Genomic DNA, 23716 nt, shown 5'->3' with positions numbered 1-23716 from the left:
CAGACAATAAAAAAGCCCGGCCAAAAGGCCGGGCTCTTTATAAGTGAAGCAGCCGGATTAGACCAGCTTCTCCAACTCGGGTACGGCTTCGAACAAGTCCGCCACCAGGCCGTAATCAGCCACCTGGAAGATCGGTGCTTCTTCGTCCTTGTTGATCGCAACGATCACTTTGGAGTCCTTCATGCCCGCCAGATGCTGGATCGCGCCGGAGATACCGACGGCGATGTACAGCTGTGGCGCAACGATCTTGCCGGTCTGGCCGACCTGCATGTCGTTGGGTACGAAACCTGCGTCGACCGCAGCGCGGGAAGCGCCGACAGCAGCGCCCAGCTTGTCGGCCAGGGCGTACAGGTGCTTGAAGTTGTCGCCGTTCTGCATGCCGCGGCCGCCGGAAACGACGATCTTGGCAGCGGTCAGTTCCGGACGATCGGACTTGGCCAGTTCTTCACCGACGAAGCTGGATTTGCCAGCGTCGTGAGCAGCAGCAACGGCTTCAACGGCAGCCGAACCACCTTCAGCGGCGACCGGGTCGAAACCGGTAGCACGCACAGTGATCACTTTGACCGCTGCGGTGGACTGCACGGTAGCGATCGCGTTACCGGCGTAGATCGGGCGCTTGAAGGTGTCAGCGCTTTCTACGGAGATGATCTCGGAGATCTGGTCAACATCCAGCTGGGCGGCAACCCGCGGCAGAATGTTTTTGCCGTTGGAGGTAGCGGCAGCCAGGATGTGGCTGTAGCCAGCACCGAGTTCGGCGACCAGGGGCGCGACGTTTTCCGGCAGCTGGTGCGCGTAGGCGGCGTTGTCGGCCACCAGCACTTTAGCCACACCAGCGATTTTCGCAGCGGCTTCAGCCACGGCGCCTGCGCCCTGACCTGCAACCAGCACGTGGATATCACCACCGATTTTGGCGGCGGCAGCCACGGTGTTCAGTGTGGCCGGAGCCAGCACTTTGTTGTCGTGTTCGGCGATTACCAAGATAGTCATGATTAGATTACCTTCGCTTCGTTTTTCAGTTTCTCGACCAGTTCAGCCACCGACTTGACCTTGATACCTGCGCTGCGTGCAGCCGGCGCTTCGACTTTCAGGGTCTTGTTGGTGGAGGCGGTGGAAACGCCCAAAGCATCCGGAGTCAGCACTTCAAGCGGCTTCTTCTTGGCTTTCATGATGTTTGGCAGGGACGCATAACGCGGCTCGTTCAAACGCAGGTCGGTGGTGATGATGGCCGGCAGTTTCAGCGAAACCGTCTGCGCGCCGCCGTCGATTTCGCGAGTCACGGCAACGTTGTCGCCACTGACTTCGACTTTCGAGGCGAAGGTGCCCTGACCGTAGCCGCTCAATGCAGCGAGCATCTGGCCAGTCTGGTTGTTGTCGCTGTCGATGGCTTGTTTGCCGAGGATCACCAGCGATGGCTGTTCCTTGTCGACAACCGCCTTGAGCAGCTTGGCAACCGCCAGGGAAGTCAGGTCTTCGGCAGATTCGACGAGGATGGCACGGTCGGCACCCAGAGCCAGCGCAGTGCGCAGTTGCTCTTGAGCGGTGGACGGGCCGATGGAGACGACGACGATTTCAGTCGCAACACCTTTCTCTTTCAGGCGTACGGCTTCTTCCACTGCGATTTCGCAGAAAGGGTTCATCGACATCTTGACGTTAGCGAGGTCTACGCCGGAGTTGTCCGCTTTGACGCGAACCTTGACGTTATAGTCGACCACTCGTTTGACAGCTACAAGAACCTTCATGGATTCCTCGTTACTCTCCGGTGAAAAGAAAGTCGCCTAGGCGAGAACCTGGCGGTTGATGCTCATCGGCACAAGGGCACCTCTAAAAACGCTGGCATGGAACAGGCGACCTTGCTCACGGGGATGATGACCGTTCGTCAGTGGTGACCGACGAGTCATTCTTTATCGCGGCGTGTAAACTGCGCGCTTGCGCGGCGCACTGCGTCACCTTGTACAGCCTTCGCCCTGTCTTTAGAGGTGCTCTTGAAACCAACAGTCAGCCTACGGCGAGCGCAAAACCGACCGTATCTTGACCGGAACGCCTTTTCCGGTCAATACGGCAAAATGGCCAGTCATAAGCCGCGCTTCTTTGATTTACCTGGCTTCCAGCAAATTCAAACAAACGTTTGTATTGGACGCTGAGAGTGGTGTAGATATAATGCGCCGCCCAGAGAGAAAGGCGGGTCATCCATTGTCCCCTCCCCCCTGTTGAGGAGGAAATAATGGATGCAGCGCCAAACCTCCAATTAGAAAAAAACCGTTGAGCCTTGAGTAGGAGATAGCCTAGTGGAACGCGAATTTATGGAATTCGACGTGGTCATCGTCGGTGCCGGCCCCGCGGGCCTGTCCGCCGCCTGCCGATTGAAGCAGAAGGCCGCCGAAGCCGGTAAGGAAATTAGCGTCTGCGTGGTCGAAAAAGGCTCCGAGGTCGGTGCTCATATCCTGTCCGGCGCCGTATTCGAGCCGCGGGCCCTGAACGAATTGTTTCCGAACTGGAAAGAGCTCGGCGCACCGCTGAACACCCCGGTCAAACGCGATGACATTTATGTCCTCAAGAGCGCCGACAGCTCAATCAAGGTTCCAGACTTCTTTGTGCCCAAGACCATGCACAACGAAGGCAACTACATTATCTCCCTGGGCAACCTGTGCCGCTGGCTGGCCCAGCAGGCCGAGAACCTGGGCGTGGAAGTCTACCCAGGCTTCGCCGCCCAGGAAGCCCTGTTCGACGAGAACGGCGTGGTCCGCGGGATCATCACTGGCGACCTCGGCGTCGACCGTGAAGGCCAGCCAAAAGAAGGCGTCTACACCCCGGGGATGGAACTGCGTGGCAAGTACACCTTGTTCGCTGAAGGGTGCCGCGGCCACATCGGCAAGCAATTGATCCAGCGCTTCAACCTGGACAGCGACGCCGACGCCCAGCACTACGGCATCGGCCTGAAAGAAATCTGGGAAATCGACCCGGCCAAGCATCAGCCAGGCCTGGTGGTGCACACCGCCGGTTGGCCGCTGGACATCATGAGCGCCGAGAACACCGGCGGCTCGTTCCTCTATCACCTGGAAAACAACCAGGTGGTGGTCGGCCTGATCGTCGACCTGTCCTACAGCAACACCTTCCTGTCGCCATTCGATGAGTTCCAGCGCCTCAAGCATCACCCGGTGCTGGCCCAGTACCTGGAAGGCGGCAAGCGCATCAGCTACGGCGCTCGCGCCATCTGCAAAGGTGGCCTGAACTCGCTGCCGAAGATGGTCTTCAAAGGCGGCGCGCTGATCGGCTGCGATCTGGGCACCCTGAACTTCGCCAAGATCAAAGGCAGCCACACCGCCATGAAGTCCGGCATGCTCGCCGCAGATGCCGTGGCTGATCGCCTGTTCGCCGAATCCGAAGGCGGTGATGAACTGACCGCCTACGTCGACAGTTTCAAGAACAGCTGGCTCTACGAAGAACTGTTCGCCTCCCGCAACTTCGGCCCGGCGATGCACAAGTTCGGCCCGATCATCGGCGCCGGCTTCAACTGGTTCGACCAAAACATCCTCGGCGGCAAAATGCCGTTCACCCTGCACGACACCAAGCCGGACTACGCCTGCCTCAAGCTGGCCAAGGACTGCAAGAAGATCGACTACCCGAAACCCGACGGCAAACTCAGCTTCGACAAACTCAGCTCGGTGTTCATCTCTGGTACCAACCACGAAGAAGAACAGCCGTGCCACCTGAAGCTGAAAGACCCGAGCATCCCCATCGGCACCAACCTGCCGCTCTACGATGAACCGGCGCAGCGCTACTGCCCGGCTGGCGTGTATGAAGTGATTACCAAGGAAGACGGCGAGAAGCGCTTCCAGATCAACGCCCAGAACTGCGTGCACTGCAAGACCTGTGACATCAAGGACCCTTCGCAGAACATCACCTGGGTCACGCCGGAAGGCGCGGGCGGACCGACTTACCCGAACATGTAAGCCGCCCGCCTGAACATCAAGGCTCCCATCTGGGGGCCTTTTTGTTGCCCGAAAATCTAGCGTGCCCGCCCCCGCGGGGCGATCAAGCCGCCCGCTCCTCCCCCGGGCTGCGCTCGAAGTAGCGCTTGTACTCGCGGCTGAACTGCGACGTGCTCTGATAGCCCACGCTGTGGGCCGCCTGCGCCACCCCCATGCCCTCTACCAGCAACAGCTGCTGGGCCTTGAGCAGCCGCAGGCGCTTGAGGTACTGCACCGGCGAGAGCAAGGTGCAGCGCTTGAAGTGCTCATGAAAGGTCGAGGCACTCATGTGTGCATAACTGGCCAGGGTCTCGATATTCAGCGGTTCTGCGTAATGGGCGTGCAGATGACTCAACGAGGTCGCGACCCGGGAAAACTGCCCCTGCTGTTCCACCAGCGCCCGCAACACATCGGCCTGGGGCCCGCGCAAGGCCGTGAACAGTAACTCCCGAACCCGCGCCGGACCCAGGATCCGGCTCTCCAGCGGATCGTGCAGGCACTGCAACAGCCGCTCGACGCAGCCACGCATGGCGTCATCCAATACCACCGAGCTCATCGACTCCAGGGTCTGCGCCGCCGGCGGTGGCCCGGACTGAATGCCCATCGCCATCACCAACTCCCCGAGTACCACCCGATCAATGCCGACGGTCACGCCGTACAAGGGTGCATCAGGCAGGGCAAAGGTCTCGCATTCGAACGGCACCGGCATCGCCTGGATCAGGTAATGCCCGGCGCCATATTCCAGGGTGCGTGGGCCCAGGTACGCGACCTTGCTGCCCTGGGCCACGATCATCAGGCTCGGCTCATAGATCTGCGGCCCACGCGCCACGTCGCAACTGGCGCGCAATACCTGCACACCGGGCAGGTGGGTCGGGGAAAAACCGTCGCTGGACGTCAGCCCCTCGATCAGGGAAACCAGCGTGGCGTTAGCGTCGAGATGGCGGGTCAGGAGCATTGGAGCACTTCTCGGAGTATGGAGAGCGGCAAGCTACAAGCGAAGAGTTGCAAGCGGCGAGCGTGGGCACACAGTTTATAGCGTGCAGCTTGTCGCTTGACGCTTTCCAACGCTCCCCCGGAGCTTTAGGCATAAGACTCGGAGCAATCGCCATGGCCGCGCCCAGGCTCGATGGGGAGAATGGCCCGCCTCACCTGTTCCTGCTTTTGCGAGGTCTTTTTATGTACACCGCCATCGGTTATGCCGCCCAATCGGCCACCACTCCCCTCGCCCCCATGTCCTTCGAACGCCGCAGCCCGCGTGCCGATGACGTGGCAATTGAGATTCTCTACTGCGGCGTCTGCCACTCCGATATCCACCAGGCGCGCAACGAATGGGGCATTGCCGTGTACCCGCTGATGCCGGGCCACGAGATTGTCGGCAAAGTCACCGCCGTCGGCGCCAGCGTCACTGCGCACAAGGTCGGCGACCTGGTGGGCGTGGGCTGCATGGTCGACTCATGCCGCCATTGCGACGCCTGTAAATCGGACCTGGAGCAATACTGCCTCGAAGGCCCGACCATGACCTACGCCACCCCGGACCGGGTCGACGGCAGCAACACCATGGGCGGCTACTCCGACAGCATCGTGGTCAGCGAACACTTCGTGGTGAAGATTCCGGCCAAGCTCGACCTGGCCAGCGCCGCGCCGATCCTCTGCGCCGGCATCACCACCTACTCGCCCCTCAAGCACTACGGGGTCAAGGCCGGGGACAAGGTCGGGATTCTCGGCATGGGCGGCCTGGGCCATATGGGGATCAAGTTCGCCAAGGCCATGGGCGCCGAGGTCACGCTGTTCACCCGCTCCGCGAGCAAGGCCGAGGAAGGCCGGCGCCAGGGCGCCGATCATGTGATCGTCTCCACCGACGCCGAGCAGATGAAGGCCGCTGCCGGGCACTTCGACTTCCTGCTGGACACCATTCCGGTGCAGCACGATCTGAACCCCTACCTCGATACCCTGCGCTTTGACGGCGTGCATATCCTGGTGGGCCTGATCGAACCGGTCGACCCACCCGTCAACGCCGCCAAGCTGGTTCTGGGGCGTAAGGTACTGGCCGGCTCGCTGATCGGTGGCATTGCCGAAACCCAGGAAGTCCTGGATTTCTGCGCCGAGCACGGCATCACCTGCGACATCGAAATGCTCGACATCCGCCAGATCAACGAGGCTTACACCCGAATGATCAAAGGCGATGTGAAGTACCGCTTCGTGATCGACATGGCCACTCTGAAAGCCTGATTCAGGCCTTCGCGCCCAACTCCGCAGAAAGCCGGGCGGCCGCCTGTTTCACCAGGGGGATCAGCTCGGCCATTTTTTCCAGCGGCATGTAGGGCACGGTACTGGCGACACTGATGCCGGCCACGATACGTGCGCTGGCATCCCGTACCGGCGCTGCGACGCAACGGATCGAGGGCTCGTTGTCTTCCAGGTCAAACGCATAACCGCCCTTCACATACTCCAGCATGCGCTGCTGGAACTGCTCCCAGGACGGCTCCTCGTGCTGCGGCCAGAGCACATTGCGCCCCCCCACCGGCAAACTGATCTGATACAACCGCTGCCAGTCCTGCTGGCTGTCGTCGAGCATCAGCGCCTTGCCGATCCCGGTACGGGCCAACGGCATCCGATGCCCAACCCGCGAACGCATCTCCGGGCCATTGCGCCCCGGGTTCTTGTGCAGGTACAGCACGTCATCGTCCTCGCGAATCGCCAGGTGAATGGTGTCGCCGGTCAGTGCCGACAACTCATCCAGGATAGGCGTGGCCAGGCTGACCAGCGGCAGCGCTTCGCGCGCCTGGAACCCCAGCTCGATCAACTTTGGTCCCAACAGATAACCCACTTGCGGTACCACGCGCAGGTAGCGCTCTTCCACCAGGCAACTGGCCAGGCGGTGGGTGGTGCTGCGGGTGGTGCCGATCAGCCGTGCGATTTCCTTGAGGTCGCGGGCACCGCTGGCCACGGCCTGGACCACGCCCAGGCCACGCAGCAGCGTCTGGGTGCCGGTCGGTGCGGCGTCCTTGGCGATCTTTGGCGCGTCTTCCTGCATATCCAGCCTTCCGAGGGAGAGAACGGGCGGCATTATGGTCGCCCACCCGCCTTGACCACAACTTGCTGCGCGCCACCTCGGCCACCCGCCACAGGGAGGCCCGGGCGCGCGCCTACCACTCGGCGAAACTGCCGTCGGCGTGGCGCCAGATCGGGTTGCGCCAGCGATGACCGACGGCCGCGCGCTCGACCACGTATTCCTCGTTGATCTCGATGCCCAGGCCCGGGCCGTTGGGGATCTTCACGTAGCCCTGGTCGTAGTCGAACACCTGCGGATGCTTGAGGTAATCCAGCAAGTCGTTGCTCTCGTTGTAATGGATACCCAGGCTCTGCTCCTGGATAAACGCGTTGTAGCAGACCGCGTCCAGTTGCAGGCACGCGGCCAGGGCAATCGGGCCCAACGGGCAATGCAACGCCAGGGCGACGTCGTAGGCTTCGGCCATGTTGGCGATCTTGCGGGTTTCGGTGATGCCACCGGCGTGGGAGGCATCCGGCTGGATGATGTCAACGTAACCTTCGCTGAGCACCCGCTTGAAATCCCAGCGCGAAAACAGGCGCTCGCCGAGGGCGATCGGGGTGCTGGTCAAGGGCGCCAGTTCCTTCAGCGCTTCGTAGTTTTCACTGAGCACCGGCTCTTCGATAAACATCAGTTTGTAGGGGTCGAGTTCCTTCATCAGCACCTTTGCCATGGGCTTGTGCACCCGGCCATGGAAGTCGACGCCGATCCCGACATTGGGCCCGACCGCATCGCGCACGGCCGCGACGTTGGCCAGGGCCAGGTCAACCTTGTCGTGGGTGTCGAGAAATTGCAGCTCCTGGGTGCCGTTCATTTTCACGGCGGTAAAGCCCCGTGCTACCGCTTCCCTGGCCGCCTGCGCCGTGTCGGCCGGGCGGTCGCCGCCGATCCACGAATAGACGCGGATCTTGTCCCGCACCCGGCCGCCCAGCAGGTCACTGACCGAGACCCCGAGGTCTTTGCCCTTGATGTCCCACAATGCCTGATCGATACCGGCCAGGGCGCTCATGTGCAGCGCTCCACCACGGTAGAAACCGCCGCGATAGAGTACGGTCCAGATGTCTTCGATATTGCGTGGGTCCTTGCCGATCAGGTAGTCCGAGAGTTCCTCGACCGCCGCTGCCACGGTGTGGGCCCGACCCTCCACCACCGGCTCGCCCCAGCCGGTCACGCCCTGATCGGTCTCGACCTTGAGAAAGCACCAGCGCGGCGGAACGATGAAGGTGGTCAGTTTGGTGATTTTCATCTGCTTGTCTCTCTGGTTTGAGGCAGCGCGCGCGGCGCCGGAAAAAGCTTAAGCCAAGGCATGCCACGCGGCGACATAAGCCTTGGCCCGCAGGGCCACGTCAGTGCTGCTCAGCCCGGGCTTGAACAGCCCCGAGCCGAGGCCGAAGCCCTTGACCCCGGCCTCGACGAACACCCGCATGTTGTCCGGGGTAATGCCACCCACGGGCAACAGCACAGTGCCGACCGGTAACACCGCAAGCCAGGCTTTCACCACGGCCGGGCCCATTTGCTCGGCGGGGAACATCTTCAATACATCCGCACCTTCAGCCAGCGCGGCAAAGGCCTCGGTCGGCGTGGCGACACCCGGCGCCAGGTACAGCCCGGCGGCCTTGGCTGCGCGCAGGACCTTGGGGTCGCTGTGGGGCATGACGATCACCTGTCCGCCTGCCGCCTGCACCTGGGCCACCTGCGCAGGCTCCAGCACAGTGCCGGCACCAATCAGGCAATCGGGCGGCAAATGGCTGCGCAGGCTGCGGATACTGTCAAAGGGCTGGGGCGAATTGAGCGGCACCTCGATCACCCGAAAACCCGCCTCGTACAGGGCCTCGCCGATGGCCAGGACCTCGTGCGGACGCACGCCCCGAAGGATCGCCACCAGGCCGTTTTGTGCCAGTGCTTGCTTGAGCATTGCAAACCTCTTCTATGGTTGAACGCCAGGGAGCAGCCCGGCCGCCTCGGCCAACAGCCACAAGCCGCGTTCGGTGGCCTGCTCGGCCAGGGTCACGCGGGCGAACCCACAGGCAGGAAGAGCCCGGCTGTAGCGGGCGCAGAGTTGGGAATTGCCGATCAACAGGATTGAAGGCAGGTGGGCGCTGTTGCGGCGGCGGTGCTGCACCTGGGCCAGGGCCGTCAATTCATGGCCGATCAGCAGCCCCGACAGATAATCGGGCTGGGCACTGGCGCCAAGTTCAGCCGTCAGGCCCAGGCTGCGGGCGCTGAACAGGGTCGACAGCGGGCCGATCTGCCCCTCCACGGACTGCGCCACCTGAACCCCACGGTCGAAGGCCGCACCGTCGAACGCCGCACCGCGCTGTTGGGTGCGGCCAAGAATGCTGTGTTCGCAGAGGACGGCGAACAGTTCGCCGGTCATGAAGGTCTCGAAATGCACGATGCGGCCGTCGACCACCTCGACCCATTTCGAATGGCTGCCAGGCAGGCCGATCAGCAGGTTATCCGTGGCCTGCCGCGGCAGGTGGTGCAGCGCCCCCAGCACTTGGGTTTCTTCGCCGCGCATGACGTTTGGCAGGTGCGAACGCTGGATGACACCGGGCACGATGTGCACCTCGACCCCACGCACGCTGCGCACCGAGACCAGGGCGCGACCCAGTTGGGTAACGTCCGCCGGGGTTTCGCAGTAGCTCGCCTCACGCCAGCCTTGAGCGCTGCCGACCATGCCACAGGCGATCACCGGCAAGTGCGGCGCGCTATCGAGCCAGTCGCCGCAGGCTTCGTCGAAGGCCAGTTCAAAACCGTCGCTGCAGGCCTGGCCGTCGATGATTCGAGCGGCCCTGGGCAGTTGCATGACTCCCGAGGTCAGCGCGCGCTGCTCCAGCACTTCGCCGCCTGTCGCGAGTTTGTAGGCACGCAGAGAAGTGGTTCCCCAATCGAGCCCGATCAGTTGCGCCTGCATCGCTTCACCTGTGAGTTGTTATTGGCAGTGAGTGCGTAAGAGCTGCTGGCGGCGACTATAAACCCCGCAGGAATAAAATCTCAATATATAAATTTACATCCCATATATAGGGAATAAACAGACTGCTCGCACCTGCCTCCCAATCCCTTAAAATGCCGCCCACCCGCCCCGCCCCTTTCAAGGAAGACCCATGCAACGCTTCAGAAACCTGCTGCTCATCGGCGGCCTGCTGTTAACCGGTAGCGCCATCGGCGCGGCAGAGCCATTCACGGTTGGCGATATCTGGTCGTACCAGACACGGCCTGGCGAAAACGCCTCGACCCTGACCATTCTCAAAGTCGAGCAGTACCCGGACCTGGGCCAGGTGGTGCATATCCGGGTCGATGGTATTCACCTGATCAACCCGCTCAAGGGCAATCAGATCAGCGACATCCCGCACCTGCCGTTTCGCGCCGGCGCGTTGCAGCAGAGCGTGACCCAGCGCGTGGGGCACGCCGAGCAACTGGCCGATTTCAGCGAGGGTTACACGGTGTGGAAGACCGCCTACGACGCACACCAGGCCGGGGCATTCAAGACCTCGGTGGCCCAGACCCTGAATGACTTGCTGGGAGGCGACTGGGAAGAAAGCCGGTGATCACTCCAGGTCGAACACCCCGTCTTGCGGGTCGGTCGAGCCCGCCCGGTGGGTGTTGCCCTGCGCGTCGGTAACGCCGTGTTCCTGGCGTCCGTCCTCGTGCAGGATCACCTAGGCCGGGCCGAGAATCGGCCGATGCACGCACGAGGCACACGCCAGCAACACGACCAGCCACAGCGGCCTGGCCATTTTCACCGCTGAACAACCTGGTTCAAATCCCTGAAAACCACCCCCCGCCGGCACGCTCTCAGCCCCGGGCAAACGCCCGCAGCACGTCGCCATCCATGCGGTACTTGACCCATTCTTCCTGGGGCTGCGCGCCCAGGGATTTGTAGAACTGAATCGCCGGCTCATTCCACTCCAGCACGCTCCACTCGAATCGCCCGCAATCATTGTCACAGGCGATCTTTGCCAGATGCCGCAACAACTGCTTGCCCGCTCCGCCACCACGCTGCTCGGGGGTGATGTAGAGGTCTTCCAGGTACAGGCTGTTGCTGCCCAGCCAGGTCGAGTAACTGAAGAAGAACACCGCAAACCCGATCGGTACGCCATCGCGCAGGCAGATCAGGCCGTGGGCTGTCGCGCCTTCGCTGAACAGGCTGCGCTGGATGTCGGTGACGCTGGCGATCACTTCATGACGGGCACGCTCGTAGTCGGCGAGTTCCGTGATGAACGCGAGGATTTGCGGAGCATCGCTGGGCACGGCGGGGCGGATATCGACGGACATCGGTGGCTCTCATGGCGGAATCAGGCGGCCATAGTAGATCGACAGGGGAAACACATGCACGGGCATTTATTGACGCCACGCGGTTTACCCACAACCCTGCGCCAGCGGCTACAGTGGCGGCCTTGCCCGATCACCTTCAGGTTGCACCGATGAACGCCCAGGCCTTTGCCCCCCTGCACACCCTCGCCGCCCAATTGCTGCCCCATGCCCTGGAACCTGCCGAAGACGGCGCCCACGACCTTTCGCATTTGCAGCGGGTGTGGAGCAATGTCCGGCGTATCGCCGAGCAGGAAGGCGGCGACCTGCACGTACTGCTGGCCGCGACCTTGTTGCACGACTGTGTCGCCGTGGAAAAGAACTCGCCCCTGCGCTCCCAGGCCTCGCGCCTGGCGGCGGTGCAGGCGGGCAAAATCCTGGCCAGCCTGCACTGGGCCCAGGCGCCGATCGACGCAGTGGCCCACGCCATCGAGGCCCACAGCTTTTCTGCGGCGATCGAGCCGATTTCGCTTGAGGCCAAGATCCTGCAGGACGCCGATCGCCTCGACTCCCTCGGCGCCCTCGGCGTGGCCCGCACCTTCTACATTGCCGGGCGCATGGGCAGCGCCCTGTACGACCCGCTCGACCCACGCGCAGCGCATCGTGAATACGATGACAAACGCTTTTGCCTGGACCACTTCCAGACCAAGTTGCTGCACCTCGCCAGCGGCTTCCAGACCTCGGCCGGCACGCACCTGGCGCAGGTTCGGCATCAGCGCCTGCAATGGTTCATGGAGGAGTTGCTGGAGGAGATCGACGCCTGAGCCGCCCTGCTTACTCCGCTGTGGACTAATCCTGAAACCAGCAGGTACACAACAAACAACCGCCAGGCCCGTGGTAGAAAACCGCGCATAACTTCAACAAGGACGAGGCTCACTCATGCCTGCTCGCGGTACACGGCAACCCATGGTTTCAGGCCCATTGTTCGGGCTGTTCTGTCTTGGCAGTTACCTGCTGTCGCTGTCTTATGGCTCGACCTTCCTGCTATCGCTGCTGATCAGTGCCCGTGGCGGTAACGAGCACGACGCCGGCAGCGTGATTTCCGCAGCCATGCTCAGCACCTTTGTCGCGGTGATCTTCTCCGGACACCTCTCGGACTGGCTGGGCGCCGCGCGTTCGATCGCCCTGTTCGGCTGCCTGCTGGTGGTGGCCAGCCTGGGCTTCGCCCTGACCCCGGGCTTCGGCCATGCCTTGCTCCTGTTCGGCCTGATCCTGGGCTTGGGCTGGGGGGTGTTTTACACCCTGGGGCCGATCATCGTGGCGATGCTGGTGGAACCCGCCCAGCGCGCCAAATACTTCGCCCTGCTGTCGGGCAGCATGATGACCGGCATCGGCTCCGGGCCACTCCTGGGGCGGGCGGCCAGTGCCCTGGGCTGGCCATTGACGGCGGCCTTCCTGATCGCGGCTGCGGCCAGCCTGGCCGGGGTGATCATCTTCTGGTTCCTTGGCCGTCGCCTGCAGCAGCAGACCAACCACCTGGGCAGCGGCGCGGCAAAAATCAGCTGGGCCAGCAGTGCCCGGGTCCTGTCATCCAGGGCGCTGTTTCCGATTCTGATGGTGGGCCTGGGCGGCTGTGTATTTGGTGGTTTGTCGAGTTTTCAAACCAGCTATGCGGCGTCACGCTCCCTGGATTACTCGCTGTTCTTTCTCGGTTTCATGGGCGCTGCCATCAGCAGCCGCCTGCTGATCGCCGGCATCGTGGTCAAGCGCGACGCCTATCGCTCGGCCTGCCTCCTGTCCGGGCTGATGGTGCTCTCAGTGCTGCTGCTGCAGTTCGTGGTCGACAGCAGCCTCAGCTACCTGTTGGCGGCCATGGTCCTGGGCGTCGGCTATGGCCTGACCTACTCGGTGATCAATGGCCTGGCCGCCAACGAAGCGCCGGCCGGCAGCACCTCCCAGGCGTTGCTGCTGTTCAGCCTCGCCTACTTTATCGGGGTCTTCGGGTTCCCCCTGCTGGCGGGCAAGATCATCGTTGAACAGGGCATGCCGACACTTCTGCTAACAGTTCTGGCGGTGGCCCTGCTGAACTGGCTGATCAGCGCCGGGCGCCTGCTCTGGCGCTGGGGGCAAGACAAGAAAGTCCTGCAAGATGCCTGAGACCGTTCGTCGATCATCAGGCACCAATGCAAATCAGCGGCTGACCAATATCAGGTAGCGACTCTGAAACGAATGGAGGCGACATCATGATCAAGGCTCAACTCACCGCTTTCGCCCTGGCCGGGCTGCTGTCTTCGGCAGCCTTCGCCGGCGCCACCGGCCCCACCAACCCGGTGGAAGGTCCCAAGTCCCCAGCCACCCAAAACACGCCCAGGATCAACATCAACCCACCGCCCATGGAGGAAGGCTCGCTGCCGCCCGCCACCGGCACCGACCCGCGGGTCCAGGGCAGCGATACCGGGCGCCAGGGCGGCGTAGGCACCATGGATTCCAGCACGCCCGACAACGGCAAGACCGGCATCGGCTCGAAGAGCACCACCGGTGGCTCCGGCTCTGAAGGCAACAGCCAATAACCCTGCAAGACGACGCACACTTGTATTCAACCAACGAAGAGGTCAGCATGAACGTCGATAAAAACCTTGAGAAAGAAGTCCTCACCCGCCTGCTGCATGCCCACCCCAGTGGCCTGGGCAAGGAGGTGCTGGATAACTACCGAGGGGAAAAAGTCGTGGCCCAGGCCCTGGCCGCCCTGCAGGATCGCGGGCTGATCAAGGAAGGCCACGTCACTTGCAACACCGCCGGGGAACATGCCCTCAACCTGCCGATCAAGCTCACCGCGTCGGGCGTCGAGGCCGCGCAGAAGCTCGAGGGCAATACTTCGCACTGAGTATCAAACCCATCCATAAAGGTCCTGGGCGCCAGGGCCTTGAGGAGTGATCCAATGATTCGCGCAAGCAAGAGCAAGTACAGCGCCGCGCAGAAGCGCAAAGCCGCTCATATCGAAGCCAGTTATGAAGCCAAGGGCTTACCTGAAGCCGAAGCCGAGGCCCGCGCCTGGGCCACTGTCAACAAACAGTCCGGCGGTGGTGAGCGTGCCGGCGGCTCCGGGCGCCACAAGCCGGAAAGCGCCAAGGCCAGCGATCGCCAGGCATCCGCGCGCCGCGCCGTCGCCACGCGCCAGGGCCATGCCCGCAACAGCGCCCCCTCGCTGGCCACCCAGAGCAAGGAGGCCCTGCTCAAGGAAGCCCGGGCCAGGAACATTCCCGGGCGCTCCACCATGCGTAAACAGGAGCTGATCGAGGCGCTGCGCAAAGCCGGTTGAAAACGACCTGCGCCCTGCCCCCCCAGCGCCTGCAACCCCCGCAGGCGCTGGCCCGGTTGTCTTGCTTTAACGCTGCTTCAAACGGTCGATAACCACCGCCAGCAGCAGGATCGAACCGCGAATCACGTACTGGTAAAACGTGTCGATGTTCTTCAGGTTCATGGCGTTCTCGATGATCGCCAGGATCAACACCCCGGCAATCACGTGGCGGATCATGCCGATCCCCCCGCTCAGGGACACCCCGCCCAGTACACAGGCCGAGATCACCGTCAGCTCGAACCCCTGGCCGATCATCGGCTGGCCCGAAGTCATGCGCGACGCCAGGATGACCCCAGCCAGGGCACCGATCAGGCCGTGCACGGCGAAGATGATGATCTTGGTGCGGTCGACGTTGACCCCGGCCAGCAACGCCGCTTCCTGATTGCCGCCGATAGCCATGGTGTTGCGCCCATAGGTGGTGTAGTTGAGCAGCCAACCGAAGAACAGGAAGCACACCAGGGTAATCAGGATTGGCACCGGCACCCCGAACAGTTGCCCGTTGCCAAATACGAAGAAGCTTTCCTGGGAGACCCCCACGGCCTTGCCGTCGGCAAAGATATAAGCCAGGCCCCGGACAATCTGCATGGTCGCCAAGGTGGTGATCAGGGCATTGACCCGCAGCTTGGCGATGACGATGCCGTTGATCAGCCCCACCACCAGGCCCATCAGCAGCGCCGCGCTGACGCCGAGAAACACGCTGTTGGTAGAGCGCATTACCACCGCCGCGACGACACCGGCGCAGGCGATGACCGAGCCGACCGAAAGGTCGAAGTGCCCCGACGCCAGGCAATAGAGCATGGTGCAGGCCGCGATCCCGGTGGTGGAAATCGCCAGCCCCAGGCCACGCATGTTCAAGGGCGAAAGAAAGTTGTCGATCAGCAAGGTACACAGGGCGAAGATCGCGATTGCCGCCAGCAGCATCACCCAGTCATCCAGGAAGCGGCGCAGGTCAGGGGCTTTGCGCGGTGCACTCAAGGTGGTGTTTTGCGTACTCATAGAGACCTCTCGGATGGGCCAGGGCCTTGGCTGCGCTGGCCTGGCAATGCCAGTTGCAACAGATTGGATTCATTGGCCCGGGCACGGGGCAATTGGCCGCGTACCGCGCCTTCGCAAAGCACCAGGATGCGGTCGGAAATGCCCATGACCTCCATCAGGTCGCTGGAGACCACTATCACCGCGATGCCACTGGCAGCCAGGTTGTGGATGATCTGGTAGATCTCGGCCTTGGCGCCGATATCGATGCCCCGGGTCGGTTCGTCCAGCAGCAGGACTTTCATCGGCATCGACAGCCAGCGGCCGAGAATGGCCTTCTGTTGATTGCCGCCGGACAGGTACATGATTTTTTGCCCGGGCGATGGGGTCTTTACCTTCAGCGCCTTGATCTGCCTGTCGGCATTGCCCCGCTCCCAGTCGCCGCGCAGCAGGCAGCCCAGGGTCGAGTGGGCGCCACGGGCGCTGATGTTGATATTTTCCGCGACGCTGGCCAGCGGCAGGATGCCCTCCTTCTTGCGGTCCTCGGGGCACAACAGCACCCCCGCCGCGATCGCATCCCGGGGCGAACGCAGGGTCAGGGGTCGCCCCGCCAGTTCCAGGCTGCCGGCACTCTTGCGCGCCAGGCCGTTGAGCAACCGCAGCAACTCGGTACGGCCAGCGCCCACCAACCCGAACAGGCCGAGGATCTCGCCCTCGCGCACGTCAAAACTCACCGGCTCACGCAAGCCCGGGCCGAGCAGACCCTCGACCTTGAGCGCCACCGCGCCCGGCTCCCGCGGGCGGTAATCGTAAATATCCTGAATGTCCCGACCCACCATGCAGGTCACCAACTGGTCGTGGCTCAGCTCGCTCATCTGCTCGAACGTGCGCACATAACGCCCGTCCTTGAACACCGTCACTGCGTTGCAGATGCGGAACACTTCTTCCATGCGATGGGACACGTAGAGCACCACTTTGCCCTCGTCCCGCAGGCGCGCAATGATCGTCATCAGGCGCTCGATTTCCCGGGAAGACAGGCTGCTGGTGGGCTCGTCGAAGGCGATCACATGGGCGCCACGGGACAGCGCCTTGGCGATTTCAACCAATTGCCGCTGGCCCAGGGATAGCCGGCCGACCTTGTCCTGGGGGTCGATCTCATCGGCCAGGCCCTTGAGCAACGCCAGGGCTTTGCGCCGCAACTCGGCGCCTTTGACCAAGCCGAAACGCGACGGCAGATGACCGAGAAACAGGTTCTCGGCCACGGTCATTTCCGGCACCAGATGCAGCTCCTGATGAATCACCGCGACCCCACTGGCAATGCTCTGCGCCGTGGACTTGAAACTCAGCACCTGCTCGCCGATCTGCAAGTGGCCGCTGCTCGGCGCGTAGGCCCCGCCAAGGATTTTCAGCAACGTCGACTTGCCCGCGCCGTTCTCCCCCATCAGGGCGTGAACCGTTCCCGGGTGCGCCACGAAGCTGATATCCGCCAGTGCCTGGACCCCGGGGAAACGCTTGCCGATGCCAGTGAAGCGAAGGCTGCCGCCCACGTTCACGGCCGCTGTAGTTGTTTGCGCCTGCATAGCCCCTCCTCGATCCGACGAGTGCGGCAACTGCCGCCCTCGCCTACCACCCGTTCAAGCGCCCCGGACCCGGGCCGCCAGCGACTCGCCCGGCGCTCAGTTCCACAGGCCGATCTTTTCCAGCTCCTGCTTGAAGTTGTCCCGGGTGATCAGGGTCACGTCGTCCATGGCGGTGTATTTGGGGGGTTCTTTGCCCGTGGTGATCCACTCGAACATCATGCTCGCGGTGTTGTAGCCCTCGATGTGCGGGCTGGGCAGCATCGAGCCGAAGAAGCCGCTGTTGGCCTTTTTCAGCTCGCCAATGGCGTCGGTGCCGTTAATGCCGATGCCGATCACGTTGGCGGCGGCAAAGCCGGCGCTTTCCGTGGCCCGCACGCCACCGAGCACGGTGTTGTCGTTCATGCCGCCGATGATCAGGTTCTTGGCCGCACCTGGCAGCTTGACCAGGGCCGAATTGGTGGCGTCCATACTGCCTGGTACGTCGAGGGTCTTGAGTGCCGAGAAGATGATGTGATCCTCTGGCAGGCCAGCGTCCTTCAGGGATTTGACCGAGCCGTCAGTGCGCTTCTTGCCGGTGTCCAGCTCGTTGAAGGTGTTAATCACCGCGTAGGTGTCTTTCCAGTCCCAGCCGCGCTTCTTGGCCTCGGCAGCCATGGCGTTGCCCTGTTTCTGCCCGACTTCGAAGGCCGCCATTCCCAGGTAGGGAACGTCCTCCATGAACTGGCCGTTGGCATCGACGAAGCGGTCGTCCACCGCCATGACCTTGAGGTCGTTGAGCTTGGCCTTGGCCATGATGGCCGGGCCCAGGGACACATCCGGCGGGCAGATGACGAAGCCCTTGGCGCCATTGGCCGCCAGGCTGTCGATGGCCGAAAGGGTTTTCTCGCCATCGGGCACGGCGATTTTGATCAGGGTAAAGCCCTTGTCCTTGGCGGCTTTTTCCGCGAAGGCCCATTCGGTCTGGAACCAGGGCTCTTCCGCCTGCTTGACCAGAAAGCCGATTTTTACCGCTTCGGCCGCCAGCAAGCTGCTGCTCAGGCTGACTGCGGTCACCGCCAGGGCGGCGCGACACAGGGAACGGAACCCACGACGACGATTCATAGCTCACTCCTTATTTTTATTGAAAGCCAACCGCCTCCAGGCACCACCTCCGATTGGGGGCGTTGCGCAGCCTGGCGGCGTATCTCGTTGCAGTCACAGCTTCAAGCGAATAGTCATATCATATGATCATTGCGCTTCAGGCGAAGTTCTCAGCCCGAAACACTCCACCGTCAGTCGTGGTAGAGCACTGATCGCCCACCATCGATGGTGATGCACGACGCATTAATGAACGGCGCTTCATCGCTGGCCAGGAATACCGCGGTCATTGCCACCTCGATTGGCTGGCCGATGCGTCGCGGCGGGTGCAGGTCCAAGGCCCGCTGGCGCTCGGCATGGGGATCGGCAAAACCGTTCCAGTAATCGACGTTCAGTTGGGTCTCGATGTAACCCGGGGCGATGGCGTTGACCCGGATGCCCTTGGGCGCGTATTCGATGCCCAAGGCCCGGGTCAGCCCCAGCAGGCCGTGCTTGGCCACCGGGTACGGGAAGCAGCCGGGAATGATGTGGGTGGAGTGGGTCGAGGCGATGTTGATGATGCTGCCGACGCCTTGCTCGATCATCTGCGGCAGCACCGCCTTGCAGCCGTACCAGGCGCCGTCCAGGTCGATGGCGAAGCAGCGCCGCCAGTCGTCCTCGGTCATCTGCAACGGGTCGCGGAACACATTGACCCCGGCGCAGTTGACCAGTACGTCGATCCGGCCGTGCAGCTCGATGGCCTGCCGGGCCAGTGCATCGAGGTCCGCCTGCCGCGACACATCGGCGCGCAGGGCCTGGACATCAGCGCCCTGCTCCCGCCAATGAGCCGCCACGCCCTCGACCTTTTCCGCCTGGATATCGCTGATCACCAGTTTTGCCTGCTGCGCGGCGAAGCAGGCAACAATCGCCTCGCCGATTCCCTGGGCCGCGCCGGTCAGCAGCACTACCTTGTTTTTCAAGCGTTCGCCCCGGGGCGGTTCAGGCACCGGCGGCAAGGAAAGAGCATCAGCCATGAATCGGGACTCCTGTGGCAGGGCACGACGAACGCCGGGCATCCAGGGATGACCGGCCAGCATCGACAGGGGTAGGTATGAACCGCGCACCGGCAGGCGCCGGCCGGCCTTGATGGCCTGAAACATCGACTCCGCTAAGGAGTGCGTAGGAAGATCTCTGCATCGCGTCACCGGTATTATTTTTTTAGTGTGAGTGCGTGGAGCTGTGGCCGACTATAAACCCGGCCCTTAAGAAATCTCAATATATAATTTTACATCCCATATATAGGGATTTAACCCGCGAAACGCGTGCATACCGTGCCCGCCACCGAGACCCGAACTGCCAGCACTGCACCGTCCAGCCCATGCGCCTGCGGGCTGGCGGCACTGGTGACGTACAGGGTCTGCAAGTCCTCCCCACCAAACACACAACTGGTGGGCCGACTGACCGGCAGCTCGATAACCTGATCCACCTCTCCATCCGGGGTCAGGCGCAGCAGGCAACTGCCATCCCAACGGGCGTTCCACAGGCAACCTTCGGCATCCAGTGCCGAGCCATCCGGCCCTCCACGAGGATGCTGCCCCAGCCAGGCCTGTGCCGGCCCGAGGCTGCCGTCAGCCGCGACGGCATGGCGATTGAGGGTGCCGTCCAGGCTGTCGGCAAAATGCAGGGTGGCGCTCTGATCACTCCAGATCAGGGTATTGGGAATCCCCAGCCCCTGGAGCAGCGGCGTCACCTGCGCACTGGCGTCGACCCGGAACAGGCCGCCGCTGCGCTGCACCACGGGCAGGTCCTCACCGTGGGGTCCGATGTTGTTCTGCATGGTGCCGAGCCAGAGTCGCCCCTGCTCATCGCAACGCGCTTCGTTGGCCCGGTTACCGGGATGCGGATCGGCGACGCACAACAATTGCAGCCGGGGCGCATCGGCCGGGGACTCCAGGTCGAGCCGATAGACACCGCTGCTCAGGGTCACCAGGGCATCGCCACGCACCGTAGGAATAAAGGCGGACACGTATTCCGGCAGGTGCCAGACCCGCAAGCCGCCATCCTTGAAGCGCAGCGCCTGCTTTGCAGCAATGTCCACCCAGTACAGGGCCTGTTCGGCACCGTCCCAGAATGGTCCCTCGCCCAGCAGGGCCCGATGCGGGGTAACCGCCTTCCAGTCCATACAAACTCCCGCTCTTATGGTGGTCAGGTGATATCAGCGTCCGGCAGCGCTGGCGGCCTTGCCGGCCATCAGATCCGGGTAGTAGCGCTTGATCGCCAAGGCCGCGTTGTCGATCAGGGTCATGCAGGCCCAGACGCTGCGCCCGGTATCCCGGGCGGCAATGGCGTGGGCCAGGTCCTTATGAATGGGCAAGGTGCGCCGCAGTTCGTCAGGGTCGGCGGCCGAGACTTCGAAGCACACCGCGAGCAGGGCCCCCAGGGCCGGCACCATTTGCTCGATGAACTGGTTATGGCTGGCGGCAAGAATGCACTCGTGGAAATACTGATCGGCGAGGTTGTAATCCAGGCCGCTGTCGACCGCGCGCTCAAGGGCGTTATAGGCCAGCGTTATGGCCTCGATCTGCTCCACCGACGCCCGCTCGCAAGCCCAGCGCACGGCCATGGGTTCGATGGTGCGACGCAGATCCAGCAAGTCGTCGACAAAGTTTTCCGGCAAGCCGTTGCGTGACAGCCAGCCCACCACCTGCGGATCGAACAGGTTCCAGCGCCGCACCGGCAATACCCGGGTGCCAACCTTGGGCCCGACTTCCAGCAAGCCTTTGGCAACCAGGGTCTTGATCGCTTCGCGGATCACCGTGCGACTGACCCCGAGCTGCTGGCCCAGGTCCGCCTCGACCTTGATCGCCTGCCCGGGCTGAACATGCCCGGCGGCAATCCAGGCGCCCAGCCAATCGACCGTCGACGCGTGAAAACTGTTGGACATGGACACCCTCGTGATGAAGAAAAACGGAGCCGTGCAGCATCGGCTCACGCTATTGATCATATGATTGGCTGTCAAAGGTTTTTCGACGGGCAGGCGACAACCTCAAGCAGCGTGATGCCGAGGTATCAACTGAGGGTAGCGCCTGGAGTCAGGGCTCAAGGCCGATAGGAAAGAACACACCGCCGCTCCAGACCCCGAGCCAGCGCTGGCCGTCGATTTCACGGGGCACTGCCAGCTCCACCAACTGGTAGAAGACGTTGCGATGAATCAGGGCTTCGAGGTTGCTGCGGATATGGACGTACGGCGCCGGTTCCTGGGTCTGGGGGTCGATGACCACGCGCAACGGATGCTCGGTACCGGCTTCGGCCTGCTCCTCGACGTTGGTGGTAAAGCGCAGCAGCTGGTGCTCGCCTTGGCCCTGCACGTCCAGGGTTACCGCGACAAAGGGTGCGTCGTCGACCTTGATCCCGACCTTCTCCACCGGTGTGATCAGGAAATAATCGTCACCTTCGCGCAGCATGATGGTGGAGAACAGCTTGACCATCGGTTTGCGCCCGATCGGGGTACCCAGGTAGTACCAGGTGCCGTCGCGGGCGATCCGCATGTCGATATCGCCACAGAAATCGGGGTTCCACAGGTGGACCGGCGGCAAGCCTTTTTCAGACTTGGGAATTTGCGCCAACAGGTCGTTGGCTTTGCCTGGACCACTCATCGATGTACTCCTTGTGCGTTGCTCAGTCGCTCAATCCCAGCAAGCCACGGGCGTATTGCTGGAGCGGCGGACCGAGCAGGTCTTGCGGTTTGTTGTCGTGGAACGTCAGTAAACCGCCACGACTGCGAATCCGTGCAGTATCGATCAAATACTGGGTGCTGGTCTCGATCAGCATGATCTGGATGACGCCGGTGTCGACACCCAGGCGGTCCACAGCCTCTTGATCGAACCACTCATCGGAGTTGCCGATACGGTCGTCGGCCTTGGCAAAGCGGGCATAGAGCAGGTAGTGCGCACCGACTTCCCGGGCTTCTGCCATGGCCTGGTTGAGGCCTTCGGGCGCTCGGGCGCGGCGCACCATCGGGAAGTATTCGATAAAGCCGTTAAAGGCTTCTTCCGCCACGACGTTAGGTCGCGGATAGGCGCTGCCAGGCGGCACAAACGCGCCCTGGGCGATAAATATGAACGAGTCCGGCTGAATGCGGAACGAGCTCGTGCGGCGCGTATCGCTGTGATCGAGCATGCCCGAGTCGCTCAAGTGATAACGCACGCCCTCGCCCATATCGCTGACATTCATGCAGCCGCCAAGCGCCAAAAAGGCCAGCAGCAAAACCAGGCTACGCATCCTACCCTCCAGAAGCCGGTGACGGAAAACCGGCGAATGGGCACGAGATGCAGCTTCCGCGCCAGCTTGCCCGACGGCCAGCAATGACCACGGCCAGCGATCAGCCACCGATGATTTTCATCACCGTTGCGCCACCGGAGAATGCAACCTCCTGCTTATCGCCCAGGGCCTTCATCAACAGCCCCTGCAGCGCCGGCAATGCCTGGTGCCGAGGCTTGTCCAGCAAGTCGCCGACGTAGTGCCGATTGCTCGACGACAGGCAGCCGTGCAGCCACCCCGTGGAGGACAACCGCAGGCGCGAGCAGGTCCGGCAAAACGGCACGCTTTCGTTGGCGATCACGCCAAAGTGCCCCCTTCCCGGAATCGCATAGCGCACCGCCGTCGCATCCACCGGCGCATCGGCCTGCTGATATTCATAACGCTCGCCGATCAGACTCAGCAGTTGCTGCAGGCTGACAAACTGTTGCAGGAAGGCATTCGAATCACTGGCCAGGTGGCCCATGCGCATCAATTCGATAAAGCGCAGCTCGTAGCCCCGCTCCAGGCAGTAATCGAGCAGCGGCATGACCTGGTCCAGGTTCTGTCCGCGCAGCGGCACCATATTGACCTTGATCTTCAACCCCGCTGCGCTGGCTTGATCCATGCCGTCCAGCACGGTGGCCAGGTCACCACCACGGGCAATGCCACGGAAGGCCGCAGCGTCCAGAGTGTCCAGGGAAACGTTGATCCGACGGATACCAGCGTCTACCAGCAGCGGCAGTTTGCGCGCCAGCAACTGGCCATTGGTGGTCAGGCTGATATCGTCCAGGCCCATTTGTCCGACGGCGCCCATGAAGGCTTCCAGCTTCGGACTGACCAGCGGTTCGCCGCCCGTAATGCGCAGGCGCTCGATGCCCGCGGCTTCGATCAGGTAGGCCACGCCTCGCGCCATTGCCTCGGCCGACAGTTCATCCTGCGCAGCCACCAACCGCTTGCCATTGGGCACGCAGTAGGTACAGGCGTAGTTGCAGGCTGAGGTCAGGCTGATCCGCAGATTGCGAAAACGCCTGCCTTGACGATCAACGATCATGGGGTACTCCGGCGGAGGAAGTAGAGAACCGGCAAAACCTGACTTATAAATCAGGTTTTGGCAAGTCCCATGCCTGAGTATATTCCTGGGGCACTGCGCCATATAGGAGAATCACGGCGCAATCAGGCT

At 62.6% G+C, this 23716-nt stretch carries 26 protein-coding genes; 8 read left to right on the top strand and 18 right to left on the bottom strand.

Going from position 1 to position 23716, the window contains the following annotated elements; all coding sequences use genetic code 11:
- Nucleotides 1-57 precede the first annotated feature (57 nt).
- The 3 genes from JFU57_RS17130 to JFU57_RS17120 form a co-directional block, all read right to left on the bottom strand.
- On the bottom strand, nt 58-987 hold the full coding sequence (locus JFU57_RS17130) for an electron transfer flavoprotein subunit alpha/FixB family protein (RefSeq protein ID WP_020300302.1): 930 nt from the start codon (nt 985-987) through the stop codon (nt 58-60).
- A 2-nt stretch (nt 988-989) separates the two neighbouring features.
- Complete coding sequence (locus JFU57_RS17125) at nt 990-1739, bottom strand: electron transfer flavoprotein subunit beta/FixA family protein (protein WP_020300301.1); 750 nt, start codon at nt 1737-1739, stop codon at nt 990-992.
- Between the two features lie 256 nt (nt 1740-1995).
- Nucleotides 1996-2187: a hypothetical protein gene (locus JFU57_RS17120; protein ID WP_102047915.1), complete on the bottom strand. Its 192-nt coding sequence runs from the start codon at nt 2185-2187 to the stop codon at nt 1996-1998.
- A gap of 98 nt (nt 2188-2285) precedes the next feature.
- Between JFU57_RS17120 and JFU57_RS17115 the strand changes: the two genes are divergently transcribed.
- On the top strand, nt 2286-3950 hold the full coding sequence (locus JFU57_RS17115; protein WP_078471115.1) for an electron transfer flavoprotein-ubiquinone oxidoreductase: 1665 nt from the start codon (nt 2286-2288) through the stop codon (nt 3948-3950).
- Nucleotides 3951-4032: 82 nt separating this feature from the next.
- Here the strand turns inward: JFU57_RS17115 and JFU57_RS17110 are convergent, their stop codons facing one another.
- On the bottom strand, nt 4033-4923 hold the full coding sequence (locus JFU57_RS17110; RefSeq protein ID WP_078471114.1) for an AraC family transcriptional regulator: 891 nt from the start codon (nt 4921-4923) through the stop codon (nt 4033-4035).
- 221 nt (nt 4924-5144) lie between these two features.
- Between JFU57_RS17110 and JFU57_RS17105 the strand changes: the two genes are divergently transcribed.
- The gene (locus JFU57_RS17105) at nt 5145-6197 is read left to right on the top strand and encodes an NAD(P)-dependent alcohol dehydrogenase (protein ID WP_201130145.1); all 1053 of its coding nucleotides are present in this window, start codon (nt 5145-5147) and stop codon (nt 6195-6197) included.
- Between the two features lies 1 nt (nt 6198).
- Here JFU57_RS17105 and JFU57_RS17100 read toward each other — a convergent pair whose 3' ends face one another.
- The 4 genes from JFU57_RS17100 to JFU57_RS17085 all read right to left on the bottom strand — a co-directional run bounded on the left by JFU57_RS17100 (nt 6199) and on the right by JFU57_RS17085 (nt 9934).
- The gene (locus JFU57_RS17100; protein ID WP_078471112.1) at nt 6199-7002 is read right to left on the bottom strand and encodes an IclR family transcriptional regulator; all 804 of its coding nucleotides are present in this window, start codon (nt 7000-7002) and stop codon (nt 6199-6201) included.
- A gap of 112 nt (nt 7003-7114) precedes the next feature.
- Entirely contained in the window at nt 7115-8263 is a 1149-nt protein-coding gene (dgoD, locus tag JFU57_RS17095) for a galactonate dehydratase (protein WP_201130143.1), read from the bottom strand.
- 48 nt (nt 8264-8311) lie between these two features.
- Entirely contained in the window at nt 8312-8932 is a 621-nt protein-coding gene (locus tag JFU57_RS17090) for a 2-dehydro-3-deoxy-6-phosphogalactonate aldolase (protein WP_078471110.1), read from the bottom strand.
- 12 nt (nt 8933-8944) lie between these two features.
- Nucleotides 8945-9934 (bottom strand): 2-dehydro-3-deoxygalactonokinase, encoded by a 990-nt coding sequence (locus JFU57_RS17085; RefSeq protein WP_201130141.1) that lies wholly within the window; start codon nt 9932-9934, stop codon nt 8945-8947.
- Between the two features lie 190 nt (nt 9935-10124).
- Between JFU57_RS17085 and JFU57_RS17080 the strand changes: the two genes are divergently transcribed.
- Nucleotides 10125-10568 carry a hypothetical protein gene (locus JFU57_RS17080; protein ID WP_201130139.1) on the top strand — a complete coding sequence of 148 codons (444 nt, stop codon included), beginning with the start codon at nt 10125-10127 and terminating at the stop codon, nt 10566-10568.
- 247 nt (nt 10569-10815) lie between these two features.
- Here JFU57_RS17080 and JFU57_RS17075 read toward each other — a convergent pair whose 3' ends face one another.
- Nucleotides 10816-11295 (bottom strand): GNAT family N-acetyltransferase, encoded by a 480-nt coding sequence (locus JFU57_RS17075; RefSeq protein WP_020300292.1) that lies wholly within the window; start codon nt 11293-11295, stop codon nt 10816-10818.
- Nucleotides 11296-11444: 149 nt separating this feature from the next.
- Here JFU57_RS17075 and JFU57_RS17070 point away from each other — a divergent pair, with 149 nt between their 5' ends.
- The 5 genes from JFU57_RS17070 (at nt 11445) to JFU57_RS17050 (ending at nt 14590) form a co-directional block, all read left to right on the top strand.
- A complete protein-coding gene (locus JFU57_RS17070) occupies nt 11445-12095 on the top strand; it encodes an HD domain-containing protein (protein ID WP_201132136.1) in 651 nt (216 codons plus the stop codon).
- A 115-nt stretch (nt 12096-12210) separates the two neighbouring features.
- Entirely contained in the window at nt 12211-13428 is a 1218-nt protein-coding gene (locus tag JFU57_RS17065) for an MFS transporter (protein ID WP_242487551.1), read from the top strand.
- 86 nt (nt 13429-13514) lie between these two features.
- Entirely contained in the window at nt 13515-13841 is a 327-nt protein-coding gene (locus JFU57_RS17060) for a hypothetical protein (protein WP_078471104.1), read from the top strand.
- 47 nt (nt 13842-13888) lie between these two features.
- Nucleotides 13889-14155 (top strand): hypothetical protein, encoded by a 267-nt coding sequence (locus JFU57_RS17055; protein ID WP_078471103.1) that lies wholly within the window; start codon nt 13889-13891, stop codon nt 14153-14155.
- Between the two features lie 54 nt (nt 14156-14209).
- The gene (locus tag JFU57_RS17050) at nt 14210-14590 is read left to right on the top strand and encodes a Rho termination factor N-terminal domain-containing protein (RefSeq protein WP_078471102.1); all 381 of its coding nucleotides are present in this window, start codon (nt 14210-14212) and stop codon (nt 14588-14590) included.
- A gap of 66 nt (nt 14591-14656) precedes the next feature.
- On the opposite strand, the gene araH is transcribed toward JFU57_RS17050, so the two are convergent.
- The 9 genes from araH to JFU57_RS17005 all read right to left on the bottom strand — a co-directional run bounded on the left by araH (nt 14657) and on the right by JFU57_RS17005 (nt 23587).
- Entirely contained in the window at nt 14657-15625 is a 969-nt protein-coding gene (araH, locus tag JFU57_RS17045) for an L-arabinose ABC transporter permease AraH (RefSeq protein ID WP_078471101.1), read from the bottom strand.
- On the bottom strand, nt 15622-17181 hold the full coding sequence (gene araG / locus JFU57_RS17040; protein WP_201130137.1) for an L-arabinose ABC transporter ATP-binding protein AraG: 1560 nt from the start codon (nt 17179-17181) through the stop codon (nt 15622-15624). The genes araH and araG overlap by 4 nt, the downstream gene beginning before the upstream one ends.
- A 96-nt stretch (nt 17182-17277) precedes the next feature.
- Nucleotides 17278-18282, bottom strand: a complete 1005-nt coding sequence (locus JFU57_RS17035; protein WP_201130135.1) for a substrate-binding domain-containing protein — start codon at nt 18280-18282, stop codon at nt 17278-17280.
- Between the two features lie 170 nt (nt 18283-18452).
- Entirely contained in the window at nt 18453-19271 is an 819-nt protein-coding gene (locus JFU57_RS17030) for an SDR family oxidoreductase (protein WP_201130134.1), read from the bottom strand.
- 272 nt (nt 19272-19543) lie between these two features.
- Complete coding sequence (locus JFU57_RS17025) at nt 19544-20419, bottom strand: SMP-30/gluconolactonase/LRE family protein (protein WP_201130133.1); 876 nt, start codon at nt 20417-20419, stop codon at nt 19544-19546.
- A gap of 33 nt (nt 20420-20452) precedes the next feature.
- Complete coding sequence (locus JFU57_RS17020; protein ID WP_201130132.1) at nt 20453-21181, bottom strand: FadR/GntR family transcriptional regulator; 729 nt, start codon at nt 21179-21181, stop codon at nt 20453-20455.
- Nucleotides 21182-21329: 148 nt separating this feature from the next.
- Nucleotides 21330-21893: a DUF1285 domain-containing protein gene (locus JFU57_RS17015; RefSeq protein WP_078471096.1), complete on the bottom strand. Its 564-nt coding sequence runs from the start codon at nt 21891-21893 to the stop codon at nt 21330-21332.
- A gap of 22 nt (nt 21894-21915) precedes the next feature.
- Nucleotides 21916-22518: a DUF4823 domain-containing protein gene (locus tag JFU57_RS17010; RefSeq protein ID WP_020300280.1), complete on the bottom strand. Its 603-nt coding sequence runs from the start codon at nt 22516-22518 to the stop codon at nt 21916-21918.
- 100 nt (nt 22519-22618) lie between these two features.
- Nucleotides 22619-23587 (bottom strand): GTP 3',8-cyclase MoaA, encoded by a 969-nt coding sequence (locus tag JFU57_RS17005; protein WP_078471095.1) that lies wholly within the window; start codon nt 23585-23587, stop codon nt 22619-22621.
- Nucleotides 23588-23716 lie beyond the last annotated feature (129 nt).

The sequence above is a fragment of the Pseudomonas sp. TH07 genome (genome assembly GCF_016651285.1).
Taxonomy (GTDB): Bacteria; Pseudomonadota; Gammaproteobacteria; order Pseudomonadales; family Pseudomonadaceae; genus Aquipseudomonas.
Note: the sequence above shows the minus strand (reverse complement) of the source record. Positions and strands in the feature narration are given on the sequence as shown.